Consider the following 12,477-nt stretch of genomic DNA (forward strand, 5'->3'; position numbering starts at 1 on the left):
TTTTAAAATTAGGATGATTATTATTACTTTCAGTTGGAGTAATAATAATCATCTTTTTGTTAGTTGACTAATTGCAAAATGAAACTGGAAACAATGTCATATTTACTTCTATGAATAATGAAAATAACACATATTAGAAAAGAGGTGCTAGATTTTATGAAAGCTTTCATAAAAAAACATGAATATAATTATATAAGAAGGTGTTTAAATGATCTAAATAATGCTTTCAAAGGTTGTATAGATATTAATATTATTGAAGCTAATAAAGCATATATATGTAAGAAAATATTTGATAACTTTACAAATTTATCTGAAGAAGAAAAAGAGCTGCTTGATATTAGTAAAATAACTGATCCCTTACACATTGATACATATTTAGCGGAGTTGAATCAATATGTATATGGAATGCCAAACATTACAAATGCACAAATTAGTAAATTGTTTAAAAAGGAAAAGAAGCTAAAATTGCCAAGCCCAGATGCACAGGATTCAAATAATGTCTATTTAGGTTGGATTAATGAATCCACTGGAAAATTATTTGTAGCTTACAATATGAATGGTAAATTTATAGGTATGACATGTAAACTCGAAAATTATAGTTCCAATAACACTCATATGTGTGCTCTTTGCAATCATATAAGTTTAGAAAATGAAGTAGCCTTTGTTTCAGCTATCTGTAAAACACCTAATACTGGGGAATATGCCTATAAGTCAACAGGATTCCATATATGTTTAGATAGCAAGAAATGTAATGAGCGAATTGTATCTATAGAAAAGCTCGAGAAAATTTTAAAGGATGTTAACAATATAAAGTGATAGCTGTATGTCTATCCAGACTCTCTTCAAAAGTAAAAAATCAAGAAATAAATTATAATAGATAATAGCCTAAAGCAACTTATATCATGCTTTAGGCTATTATCGAAAATGCTCACTTTTTGTTTGCAAATAATAAACATAGTAAATAGATGACCCTATCTAAAATTCCTTCTTGTTGGAACAGTTCTTGCCTTTATCTTCTATGGTAACTATTGGATATTTATGTTATAATTTCTGTGTATAATTCAATAAGTTCTTTGTGGGCTACTGGTATCACTTACCTCTTTTTTAGAAGGGAGGTGATACATATGAGTAACGATAATAATTTAATGTTACTATTTACAGCAGGTATATTCTTAATAGCACTGTTAACATTTATAGTGTTACTTATAGAAAAAATCTCAAAAAAATAGTAGCCCCTACTCGCAATTGGATGGCTACCATTTTTACTAAATAAAAATTTTAGTGATACCAGTTGCCTAAGCAACTAGAATTATATATTGTATGGTATAAAGTATACTACAATATGCTTTATGCCATATTTTTATTTTGCTTCTATTTACTTATATTATATCAACTTTTAATAAAAAATAAACAATTATTTTTTATTAATACATTTATTTTCTGTAAATTATTTAAGGTTTATAATAATCTACTTCATTCTCTAGCTTCTCTATTGATTTTACTGTTATTATTCCTGATTTATACTCTAAAATTTCTTCTTGAACTAATTGATTTATTATTCTATTTATACTTCTAATATTAGATCCTACACCTTCAACTAATAAATCTTTAGTAATTCCTAAATTATTTTTATAAATTGTGTTTAATATTGTGTACATAACTCTATATTTTAGAGGGTAAAAAGCATTTATTCTTTCTCTTTTACAACAGTCATAGTTTCTTTCTGCAATTAACTTACTAATAAATAATGAAAACTTATTATCTAATTCCATCCATTTAATAAAACCTTCTTTGCTAATCTCTAAAATTTTACAATATGATATTGTCTCTACTGTTGTAACTACTTCTCTATCAATTAATGCCTCTAATTCACCAAAAATAGTAGGTTCAGCATCAATGTCCTCTACATATATAGTTCCTGTAAAATCAGTATGATATGTTTTAATTTTTCCATCTAATAATATATAAACATATTTACACTCTTCATTTTGAATTAATAATTTTTCTCCAAAATTAACTTCTTTATTTTTTAGTTCTTTTTTTATTTCACTTGGACAGTTATTTATAAAATTTATTAATTCGAAACTTTTCATATAATACATCACCCATAAAAATAATTTTATTCTTCTATAGTGTTAACTTATTTTCACCTTGTTCTTTATAACTTGAATGCCATTCTAATAATCCTGCAATTGATAATATTAATTGTATTACCACTAGAATCAACATTACATAATATCCGTTTAATATATATATAATTATAAACAATAAGTTGCTTAATATCCACAAAATCCAGTTTTCATATAACTTTTTACTTAACCAATATTGAGCTACTAATCCCAATACAGCTGTCAAACTATCTAAAATAGCGTTTTGAGCATGAAGTATATTAATTTCTACATATCCCCAAACAGCCCATGCTATTAAGATAACTGCACTCCATATTATTTGTCCTTTTTTAGTTAAACCTGATGTTACAACATTAGCTTCTTTGTCTGAGTTCTTAACCCAGTAATACCAACCATACATATTAAATCCAACTTGGCAGCATGCCAAAATAGCTAATGCATAAAGTCCAGTCTTATAGTATATGTATAAATATGCTAGCACGGTAATAATTCCAAAAATAAAGTTTGATACTTTTTCTTTTGATAATAACCATACGTTGATTATTCCCATTACTGATGCAAAAATTTCTATAGGACTTGAACCTATTATATATCCAACAATTAAACAAATCGCACATGATGCTATTACAAATATGGAACTACAAGTATAATTAGCACATTTTTTCATAAAATTCATAATTTAAATCCCTCTCTAGTTCATTATTTAACTTTTTAACTAAACGTAAAAACAATTACTTAAAGCATCTCTCTTAATTTAAAATTCTTTTAAAAATTCATTTACTATGGCTGTACATTTTTCAGCAATACCTTTAAAGTTTTTTAAGACTTCCTCATGACTTATCTCTGCATCTGAATATGCAGCTGCTAAACACGGTACCCCTGAAAATCCTAAAACCTTAATACCGCAATGATTAGCTACTATTACTTCTGGAACAGTTGACATTCCAACAACATCAGCACCTAACGCTGATGCCATTAAAGTTTCAGAAGCTGTTTCATAGCTTGGTCCTGGAAACATTGCATATACTCCTTCTTTAAGATCTATATCTAACTTTTTAGCAATGTTTTTAGCTTTCTCTCTCAATTCATTATCATAAGGATATGCAAGGTCTGGAAATCTGTCTCCGAACTCTTCTAGGTTCTCCCCTATTAATGGATTATGTCCTGTAAAATTCAAATGGTTTTTAATTACAACTAAATCCCCTGCTTCAATTGATTCCTTAGCTTGTCCAGAGCAATTAGTTACAATAAGCACTTCCACTCCTAAAAGTTTCATAACTCTAATAGGTAATGTTATCCTTTGCATTGAATGCCCTTCATAGTAGTGGCATCTTCCCTTCATAGCTACAACTTCTTTACCATGTAGCTTACCAATAATTAAAGTTCCTTCATGACCATCAATTGTAGGTACTGTGAAATTAGGTATATCTTTATATTTATAATATTCAGCATCCTCTATTTCGTTTGCTAAATCACCTAAACCACTTCCTAAAACTATGCCTATTTTAGGATTGTATTTACTCTTAGATTTTATGTATTCATATGCTTCCTTTATTTCTTTTGATAAATTCATACAAATTCTCCTCAACATTTATTTATATTACATGTTCATTATCAAATATATAGTAAATGTTTTCAAGGACATTTGTCCAAGAGTTATAGTGCTTAAAAATGAGCAAGATCTTCTTGCAATTTTAGTAAAGTTCGCATTTACTTATGATATGGTTCACCGTATCAGTAGCAAGTGATAACTCTTTCTAGTACATTAAATTTTTAGACGTGATAATACCATTTATAATCTGCTCTGCAACTTAAAATTTAGCACTCTTTTCCCATTTTTGAATCCGAAGATATTAAACGCCCTCTCCCTTCAACTCTTACTAATTTTTCAAGTTCCTTTAATGCATCTTTTGCAATCCATACTTGCGACTTATTTCCATTTTCTTTTAGTTCATAAGCTAATAGTATTGCTTTTTCTTGATATTTATAATCTCTTTTTCCTATTTCTCTTAATGCCCATGAAACTGCTTTTTTAACATGTTCACGCTCATCATTGGAATATTCAGATATAAGCTTTAGGTAGTTGTCAATAATATCTTCTGATATTGATTTTTCATGTATAACAGCAGAAGCCATTAGAGTAAACGCTGCTCTTTTGGTATATGTTTCTTTAGAATTACACCAGCTTTCTACAAGTTCTTTATAACCTTTTAATTTTATAATAAGATTTTTACATAGATGGTCACACAAATCCCACGAACAAACATCATTCATCAATTGTTCAACACTATGTAATGAAATATGCTTCTTATCAAAAACAAGAACTGCTAATAGTTTTGCTTCATGATAGCCTGTCCTCCATAACTCATATGCAAATTCATTTGATTTTTCAATACCCTTAGCCAGTTTGCGAATATCTCCAGTAGAAACACCTATACTACTAGATTCTGGTATCCCCATTTTGATAACATTTGCTTTATATTTCTCTGAACTTAATGATTTCAATTCTGAAACAACTTCATCGCAAGTCATTATTTTCCCTCCAATGCTTTTCTTAAATCTGAAAGTGATTCTTATAGAAAAAATCTCAAAAAAATAGTAGCCCCTCACGCAATTTGGAAGCTACTAATTTTTTAAATTTACAAAAATTATAGTGATACCAGTTGCTTAAGCAACTAGAATTATATACTATAGGGCTTAAAACATATTCCAGTATGTTTTTCCCTATTTTTATTTTGCTACTATTTAATTATATTATATCAATTTTTAACAAAAAATAAACAATTGTTTTTATTTAAATTTATAAACCACATGACTATATCCTCTATTTCACTTATTATCCTTTACTTATGATATGCTTCTCCGTAACTACTCCAAGTAAGGTTTTTCCAATTAATACCCCTATATTCATTCTACATAATTATGGTATAATATCCAAGTTAGAATATAGAAATGCCGTAGTAGGATGGCTGCGGAGGTTTTGAACGTTTTATCCTCCTGGACTATTGGTGAATTATTTCACTATAGCTAGGGGGTGGTATTGGATATGTTTGATACTTTTATAAAATGTGTAGCTATTGTTTATGTAATAAAATTAGTTTTAAAGCATAATCTTTTTATACATAACTTAAAAATTAAGATTAAGTTTCTTGGTCTTGACATAGAAGTTAAAAGCAAAGAAAAAAGTGCTCCATCCAACGAAGATTAGCACCTTTTCTTAATTAACGTTATTAATTTCATCCAATAGCCCTAAAACAAAATAAATGTTCTAAGGATTGCTTAGTGTTACCAGCACTAAGCTTTTCTTATTTATATTATATCAAGTTTTTATAAAAAATAAACCTATATAATTTTTTTTATTTAAAAGTTTTAATTTCAATATGACAAATTGGAATTTGTATTAATTCTAATCTATATTAATAATTTCTAAATCAGGATTTTTTATTTTAAATCTACTGCTAATCTTTTTCTGAAATAATACGGAATTTAAATTAATTATTTATTTTTAAGATTTTTATTAAGACTCTCTATATTTCAAAAACTTTATTCTTCAATAAATTTCATCAATTCTTCGTTGAATTTCTCACGCTGATCATAGAAAGATCCATGACCACTGCATTTAAATGGTATAAGTTTTGAATTTTTAATATTTTGTTCTTGTATTTGTCCTAGCTCAAAAGGTACAACTTTATCATGAACGCCATGGATAATTAAAGTTGGAACATTTATTGCTTCTAGATCAGAAAACAGTACTTCATTTATCCAAGTATTTGCAATGGCTGCAGTTGCCCACCCTGCTGCCTGTAAACCTAATTGGAAGAACCAATCTGAGAAGGCTTCAGTTATATGTTGATAGAAAAATATATCGCCGAAACCTTGAAGCATTTTAGGACGATCAGTATATGTTCCTTGAATAATTTGTAGAACAGTTTCTTTTTCTAAACCATAAGGGAATTTAGGACGCTTAATAAGACTTGGTGCTGCTGCAGCAAAAAGAGCGAGCTTTGATACCCCATAGCCTTTATGGCGGGCCATGTATCTAATGGCTATTGCTCCTCCAGTTGAATGTCCTGCAAGTGTAATATCATATAAATTTAGTGCATCAATTACATATCTAACATCGTCTGACAACGTATTATAATCGTAGCCATTATAAGGCTTATCTGAATCACCGAATCCTCTTGTATCTATTCCAATACACCTGTATCCTTTCTTCGAAAGCTGGTCAAATTGATATTCAAACAGCTTATGGCTTCCAGGCCAACCATGTAAAAACAAGATTGTCTTATTGCCGTCAGGGTTAAGATCCTCTACATAAATTTTCACATTAGGTTCTACTTTAATATAGTAGCTCATTTATAACCTCCAATAAAGAAATAACTATATTACTAGTTTATTTAGCTCATCATAAATTTATGAATGACTGAGCTAATTCTTTAGCACGCTTCACAATATGTAACAATATCAACACTATATTAAAACAGAGCATTATTAATTCATAATGTAAGAATGTTGTAAAAAAATAAGGGATTGTCTCAAAATTACCAAGTGAAGTAATAACAAAGAAATAGAAATAACATTTATTAAAGAAGACTAGAAAAATTTCGCTAAGGCATATGAAACAAAATAACAAGTCAAAGATGTGATGTATATTTTGAGTCAGACAAGGAAGTAATATTAGCTAATAGTAGACTATTAGCTAATATTACTGACGCAGTATCACTCAAAATAGACTAACATACTGACTTGTTATTTTATTGAATATGCCTGAAATTTTCTAACATTTAAAGTTGTACCCATAAAAGATTGATCCTAATATGCATTAGTACAATCATTTATGGAACAACTTCAAATGAAGAAACTCTAAGCTTATTTTTCAATGCTTCTTCCACAAATGTTATTTCTATTTCTTTTTTTGAATATACATCATATCATTAAATGATTTGTATTATGAGACAGCCCCTTTTTTAATAATTAGGATTTGTTTTAAAGCCGTGTTGATATTGTTATATAAAAATATTAACACTCTGTTAAAACATAGTGAATAATTAATATAAAAAAATTAATGTTTTATTAAGATTTATTTTAGATTTACTTTAGATTTACTTATACATAAAATGATATACTAAAAAATGGATTTAAATAAATTATAAGGTAAAAAAGGGGGAAATTAATGTTGAAGAAAATAATGATATGTATTTTAAGCATGCTTTTGATTTTACTGAATATATCAGGGGCGGAAGCTGCAACTAATAACACTATTAAAGTATCACTTGAAAATATAGAAGAAATTATGCTTAAGTATAGTCCTGATTTAGAAATCTTAGATAATAATCTTAACAAGGCAGAAGAGGATTATGATGATCTTGTTGATAGAATAAAAGATCTAGAAGATGATAGGGACAAGCTTGAAGATAAAATCACTGAGTCAAATAACAAAGCAAGTACATCTGATGCAGGAATAAATCCTGGGACAGGAACTACAACAGTAGGCCCAACATCAAGTCCAACTGATTCAAAAGAACATAAGGATACAGATAATGATAGTTTAGAAGGAATTAAGAAAAAAATAAGTACAGCTAAGGAGGAGAAAGATAAAGCTAGGTATGATTTAAAAAAGGCTAGAGTTGAGTATGATCAAAAGGTAAAGCAATCAGTATTTAGTGCACAAAAACAATATATAGATTATTTAGATACTTTATCAAAAAAAGAGACAAAGCAAGCTGATATTAAATCTCAAAACAATCAAAATGAAGTTTATAAGACTAAATATGAAATGGGTTTCATATCAAAGAAAGAATATGATACTCATGCAAGAGATAATACAGATTTAGATAATGATTCAAAAGAATTAACTAATAAAGAAGAAACAGAACTTAAAAATTTACACTTAACACTTGGGGTACCACTTAAAACAACAATTATATTTATTAATGATATTAATGCTGATCTTGATAAGATTTCAAAGATTAACTTTCAAAATGATTTGGATAAAATGCTTGAAGATAATGTATCAGTTCAGATAAAAGATATTGAACTTGATGAAGCAGAAGATATATCAGATAGTGATTATGATGTTGATAATGCTGAAATTTCTTTAAAACAAGAAAAAGAAAAGGTAAAGTTAGATTTTCAAAAACAATATAATAATTTGATGGTTTCATATAATTTAATAAAAAGTAGTAATGAAAAGTTAAATCAAAAGCAATATGATTTTGGAGTAATGCAAACTAAATATAATTATGGATTTGTATCTAAAAAGCAAACAGAAGATTTAAATCTTGAATTAGATAAGCAAATAAAAGACTTTGCTTCTATAAAAAATAATCTTTATGTTAACTATTTACGTTATATACAAATGAAAAGTGGTTATTAAGATTGGGGGGATTTTAAAATGAAAAAACTCTTTACTAAAAAATTGAATACTGAAAAGTTAGAAGATAAAGGATTATCGCCTAAAGGATTGTCAACTAAACGATTTAGGATTAAGTGGAAGTTGAAGAAAAAACCAACAATTATATTAAGTATAGTGACTGTTGTAGTTTTATTTTTCATAATAAGTAGGATAATGATGCCTAAAGCAAAGCCGGATATTAAATATACAGCTCTTTCAAAAGGAAATATTGTAAACAACATTAATGTTTTAGGACAAGTAAAAAGTGAAAAGTCTACTAATGTATACACAACATTAAATAACCAGGTTAAAGAAGTTAATGTAAAAGTTGGAGATGCTGTAAAGGCGGGAGATGTTTTAGCAGTATTAGATACAACAAATTTAAAAAATGAAATTGAACAAGCAACTGCAACTACTGATGCAACTGAAGCTAATGCAAAAGTAGAACTTGATAGCAGAAAAAAAGCATATGAAGATGCATTGTATTTAGATAATAATGATTTAAATAAAGAAATATCAGACACAAATGCTACTGCAAAGGGAGCAAAACTTAATCTTGATGATAAAGAAAAAGTTTATGAATATAATAAAGTATTACTTCAATATGGAGAAATTTCACAACAAGATTTAAATAAAACTAAAATAGATTTTGAAAATGCACAATCAGATTATGATAAGGCAGTGATTTCATTAGAAAATGCAAAAGTCAAAATATCTTCAGATTTAAGCACTGCAAAAAATAATTATGAAACAGCAAAGATAAATTATGATAATAAAAGTCAACGTATTGCCCTTGAAAGTAAGAAAAAGCAGTTAGAAGATTGTCAAATTAAGGCACCCGTTAATGGTATAGTTACTTCTGTAAATGCAGTTGTAGGAAATCCAAGTACGGGATCTTTGTTTCAAATAGAAGATTTAGAGGATGTAACTGTAACTGTAGATATTAAGGAAATCGATATTTCAAATATTAAAGTTGGGCAAAAAGCAGAAATAAAAACAGATGCAACAGAGGATACATCTATAGACGGAGAGGTTTTAAGTGTTGAATCAATAGCTAAGAAAGATAATGTGCCTCAAATACAAGGTCAGGGGGAATCTCAATCAACAAGCAATAATGTTAATTTTCAGGCTAAAATTAAGATGAAAGATTTAAATGATAAAATTAAGGTTGGAATGAATGCAAGAGTAAATATTATTTTAAATGAGAAATCTGATATATATACAGTACCACATGAAAGTATAGTACAAGATGGAGATAACAAGAGCATATTTGTCGCAGAAAAACAGGGAGATAAATATATTATTAAACAAGTTCCAGTAACTATAGGAATGGAGTCTGATTTTAATGTTGAAATTTCAGGAGAAGGAATTTCAGATGGTATATTTGTAATTAATGATCCTTCAAATTATCCAGTTGGAAGTATTGTTGAAATAAGCGGAGGTGAGCCTATTGAGTGATAATATAATAGAAATGAGTGATATTATAAAAAGCTTTTATATAGGAACACCTAATCAACTAAATATTTTAAAAAGTATTGATATAAATATAAAAAAGGGAGAATTTTTATCAATTGTTGGAGCATCTGGTTCTGGTAAAAGTACTCTAATGAATATTATAGGAGCTCTTGATAGACCAACTTCAGGAAAGTATATTTTAGATAACACTGATGTTAATGAAGTATCCGATAATGATTTATCGGATATACGTAATAAAAAAATAGGATTTGTATTTCAAACTTTTAATTTAATACCTAGAAGCACAGCATTAAAAAATGTAGAATTACCAATGCTTTATGCAGGACTTAATAGAAAGAAAAGAATAGAACGTGCAGAAAAACTTTTAAAACTTGTTGGAATGGAGGATAGAATGACTCATCGTCCAAATGAATTGTCAGGAGGACAAAAACAAAGAGTTGCAATTGCTCGCGCACTTGCAAATGAACCAAGCATAATACTTGCAGATGAACCAACAGGAGCACTTGATTCAGAAACGGGAAGATTAGTTATGGATTTATTTCATAAGGTACATGAATTAGAAGGTAAAACCATAGTCTTTATAACTCATAATCATGAACTTGCAGAAGAAACAGAAAGAATTATAACATTAAAGGATGGAAGAATAGTATCAGAAGAGTGTAATGACAAATACATTAGAAGATTTCCAGATGGTGAAAAAGTATGTTTATAAAAGAAAATATATTGCTTGCAATAGCAGGTATAAAGTCAAATAAAATGCGTTCTTTATTAACTATGCTTGGAATTATAATAGGTATTTCATCTGTTATAGCAATTGTTTCTATTGGAAGTGCAATAACCTCTTCAGTAACAAAAACCATGGGTGAAATGGGTGCTAGTAATATTGAAATAGGAATAACGGAAAAAACAGAAGATGGACAAGGAAATATGTATAGTCGATCAACTAAAAAACCAGAAGATAATGACCTTATTTCGACTGAACAAATAAATTCACTTAAGGAAACATTTAGTGATAGAGTTAGTAATATAGCTTTAACAGAGAGGAAAGAACAAGGTAAAATAAAGGATGGATATTTATATGCTAATGTAAGTATTACAGGCGTAAATGATGGATATAAAGATGTCAGGAATGTTAAGATGATTAATGGAAGATTCATTTCAGATAAAGATCTTAAAGGAAGTAGAAAAAGTGCTGTCGTTTCAGATAAGCTTGTTGCCAATATGTTTAAGGGCGTGGGTGACCCATTAGGTAAAGAAATTAAATTCTATGCTCAAGATACTGTTGAAACATATGTTATTGTAGGTATATACAAATATGAAGCTTCTCCATTTGGAGGTGATGGTGGAATGACATCATCAGAAAAAGATAGACAAACCAATCTGTATATTCCTGTAACTACAGCTAAAGCATCACAAAAAAATAAGAACTATTCATATTTAACAGTGAAACCAAATAATAATGTTGATTCAGAGAAACTTGTAAAAGATATGGAAAAATATCTAGAAAAATTATATAAAAATAATAAAAATTGGACAACATATGTTTATAGTGCTAAAAGTGAAGTTGAGTCTTTTACATCAGCACTCCAAATGATATCTTTAGCTATATCTGTAATTGCAGCTATATCATTACTTGTAGGAGGAATTGGAGTAATGAATATAATGCTTGTATCTGTTACAGAAAGAACAAGAGAAATAGGAACAAGAAAAGCTCTTGGAGCTAAAAGCAGTTATATAAAAATGCAGTTTATAACAGAATCAATTATAATATGTGCAATTGGTGGAATTATAGGGATAACATTAGGAATAGGATTTGGTGTAATTGCCTGTATCCTATTAAAGGCACCAATAGCAATATCAATAAGTACAATTTTAATAAGTTTCACATTCTCAATGGCGATTGGTGTGTTCTTTGGATATTATCCAGCTAAAAAAGCAGCAAGTCTTGACCCAATTGAAGCTTTGAGATATGAATAGGAAGAATTAATAAGTATTAATAGACTATCAATATAAACGGTAGTCTATTTTTTATACTTAAAATTATGGTTTTGCTTTAAAAGCGTGTTGATATTGTTATATAAAGTTCATGGACGGTGAAATTTACTTTAAGAACTCTAAAATGAATATTAGTCCTATTAATGCATGCTCCCAATCACAGATTGTGACAAGCAATTAATAGGACTAATATTCAATGAAACTCGACTCACATTCGTTCGCTGAGTAAGTTCGAGGAACCAAATATAAAATTTGGACTCTCACTTAAGAGTTCTAAAAAGCAAATTTTAATGCCAGTTCGCTCTTATATAACAATATCAACACTTTTCTAAAACATAGCGAAAATTATTAATTATATAAATAAGAGATACCAAAACAAGTATTGGCATATTCTTTGGGAATAATAGCAAATACTTGTTTTTGCGTTGAATAGATTATATAAAGCTAAACAAAGTTTAGATATGGCACAAAAATCTTATGATA

General features: G+C 28.4%; 12 protein-coding genes. 7 read left to right on the top strand and 5 right to left on the bottom strand.

Annotated elements, in window-relative coordinates:
* The first annotated feature begins 156 nt into the window (after positions 1-156).
* Positions 157-816, top strand: coding sequence for a FusB/FusC family EF-G-binding protein (locus BM027_RS03270; protein WP_090088764.1), 660 nt, complete (start codon positions 157-159; stop codon positions 814-816).
* 308 nt (positions 817-1,124) lie between these two features.
* Positions 1,125-1,229 (top strand): putative holin-like toxin, encoded by a 105-nt coding sequence (locus BM027_RS17960; RefSeq protein WP_139209529.1) that lies wholly within the window; start codon positions 1,125-1,127, stop codon positions 1,227-1,229.
* Between the two features lie 222 nt (positions 1,230-1,451).
* On the opposite strand, the gene BM027_RS03280 is transcribed toward BM027_RS17960, so the two are convergent.
* The 4 genes from BM027_RS03280 to BM027_RS03295 all read right to left on the bottom strand — a co-directional run bounded on the left by BM027_RS03280 (position 1,452) and on the right by BM027_RS03295 (position 4,661).
* On the bottom strand, positions 1,452-2,093 hold the full coding sequence (locus BM027_RS03280) for a Crp/Fnr family transcriptional regulator (RefSeq protein ID WP_090088767.1): 642 nt from the start codon (positions 2,091-2,093) through the stop codon (positions 1,452-1,454).
* Between the two features lie 34 nt (positions 2,094-2,127).
* Positions 2,128-2,805, bottom strand: coding sequence for a nicotinamide riboside transporter PnuC (gene pnuC, locus BM027_RS03285; RefSeq protein ID WP_090088769.1), 678 nt, complete (start codon positions 2,803-2,805; stop codon positions 2,128-2,130).
* 78 nt (positions 2,806-2,883) lie between these two features.
* On the bottom strand, positions 2,884-3,702 hold the full coding sequence (locus tag BM027_RS03290) for a purine-nucleoside phosphorylase (RefSeq protein ID WP_090088770.1): 819 nt from the start codon (positions 3,700-3,702) through the stop codon (positions 2,884-2,886).
* Positions 3,703-3,947: 245 nt separating this feature from the next.
* Entirely contained in the window at positions 3,948-4,661 is a 714-nt protein-coding gene (locus BM027_RS03295; protein ID WP_090088771.1) for a DNA alkylation repair protein, read from the bottom strand.
* Positions 4,662-5,175: 514 nt separating this feature from the next.
* Between BM027_RS03295 and BM027_RS18155 the strand changes: the two genes are divergently transcribed.
* Positions 5,176-5,337 carry a hypothetical protein gene (locus BM027_RS18155; RefSeq protein ID WP_090088772.1) on the top strand — a complete coding sequence of 54 codons (162 nt, stop codon included), beginning with the start codon at positions 5,176-5,178 and terminating at the stop codon, positions 5,335-5,337.
* A 335-nt stretch (positions 5,338-5,672) separates the two neighbouring features.
* Here BM027_RS18155 and BM027_RS03305 read toward each other — a convergent pair whose 3' ends face one another.
* Complete coding sequence (locus BM027_RS03305) at positions 5,673-6,485, bottom strand: alpha/beta fold hydrolase (protein WP_090088773.1); 813 nt, start codon at positions 6,483-6,485, stop codon at positions 5,673-5,675.
* 817 nt (positions 6,486-7,302) lie between these two features.
* Here BM027_RS03305 and BM027_RS03310 point away from each other — a divergent pair.
* The 4 genes from BM027_RS03310 to BM027_RS03325 are packed head-to-tail and all read left to right on the top strand — an operon-like array spanning position 7,303 to position 11,976.
* Positions 7,303-8,505, top strand: a complete 1,203-nt coding sequence (locus tag BM027_RS03310; RefSeq protein WP_090088774.1) for a coiled-coil domain-containing protein — start codon at positions 7,303-7,305, stop codon at positions 8,503-8,505.
* Positions 8,506-8,523: 18 nt separating this feature from the next.
* Complete coding sequence (locus BM027_RS03315; protein ID WP_090088775.1) at positions 8,524-9,981, top strand: efflux RND transporter periplasmic adaptor subunit; 1,458 nt, start codon at positions 8,524-8,526, stop codon at positions 9,979-9,981.
* Positions 9,974-10,711, top strand: coding sequence for an ABC transporter ATP-binding protein (locus BM027_RS03320; RefSeq protein WP_090088776.1), 738 nt, complete (start codon positions 9,974-9,976; stop codon positions 10,709-10,711). Before BM027_RS03315 ends, BM027_RS03320 begins: the two co-directional genes overlap by 8 nt.
* Entirely contained in the window at positions 10,702-11,976 is a 1,275-nt protein-coding gene (locus tag BM027_RS03325) for an ABC transporter permease (RefSeq protein WP_090088777.1), read from the top strand. The genes BM027_RS03320 and BM027_RS03325 overlap by 10 nt, the downstream gene beginning before the upstream one ends.
* Positions 11,977-12,477: the final 501 nt, after the last annotated feature.

The organism is Clostridium uliginosum (assembly GCF_900112485.1).
Lineage (GTDB): Bacteria > Bacillota > Clostridia > Clostridiales > Clostridiaceae > Clostridium > Clostridium uliginosum.

Coding starts and splice junctions, on each gene's coding strand:
- BM027_RS03270 (WP_090088764.1), top strand. CDS start 157: ATGAAAGCTTTCATAAAAAAACATGAATATAATTATATAAGAAGGTGT.
- BM027_RS17960 (WP_139209529.1), top strand. CDS start 1,125: ATGAGTAACGATAATAATTTAATGTTACTATTTACAGCAGGTATATTC.
- BM027_RS03280 (WP_090088767.1), bottom strand. CDS start 2,093: ATGAAAAGTTTCGAATTAATAAATTTTATAAATAACTGTCCAAGTGAA.
- pnuC (WP_090088769.1), bottom strand. CDS start 2,805: ATGAATTTTATGAAAAAATGTGCTAATTATACTTGTAGTTCCATATTT.
- BM027_RS03290 (WP_090088770.1), bottom strand. CDS start 3,702: ATGAATTTATCAAAAGAAATAAAGGAAGCATATGAATACATAAAATCT.
- BM027_RS03295 (WP_090088771.1), bottom strand. CDS start 4,661: ATGACTTGCGATGAAGTTGTTTCAGAATTGAAATCATTAAGTTCAGAG.
- BM027_RS18155 (WP_090088772.1), top strand. CDS start 5,176: ATGTTTGATACTTTTATAAAATGTGTAGCTATTGTTTATGTAATAAAA.
- BM027_RS03305 (WP_090088773.1), bottom strand. CDS start 6,485: ATGAGCTACTATATTAAAGTAGAACCTAATGTGAAAATTTATGTAGAG.
- BM027_RS03310 (WP_090088774.1), top strand. CDS start 7,303: ATGTTGAAGAAAATAATGATATGTATTTTAAGCATGCTTTTGATTTTA.
- BM027_RS03315 (WP_090088775.1), top strand. CDS start 8,524: ATGAAAAAACTCTTTACTAAAAAATTGAATACTGAAAAGTTAGAAGAT.
- BM027_RS03325 (WP_090088777.1), top strand. CDS start 10,702: ATGTTTATAAAAGAAAATATATTGCTTGCAATAGCAGGTATAAAGTCA.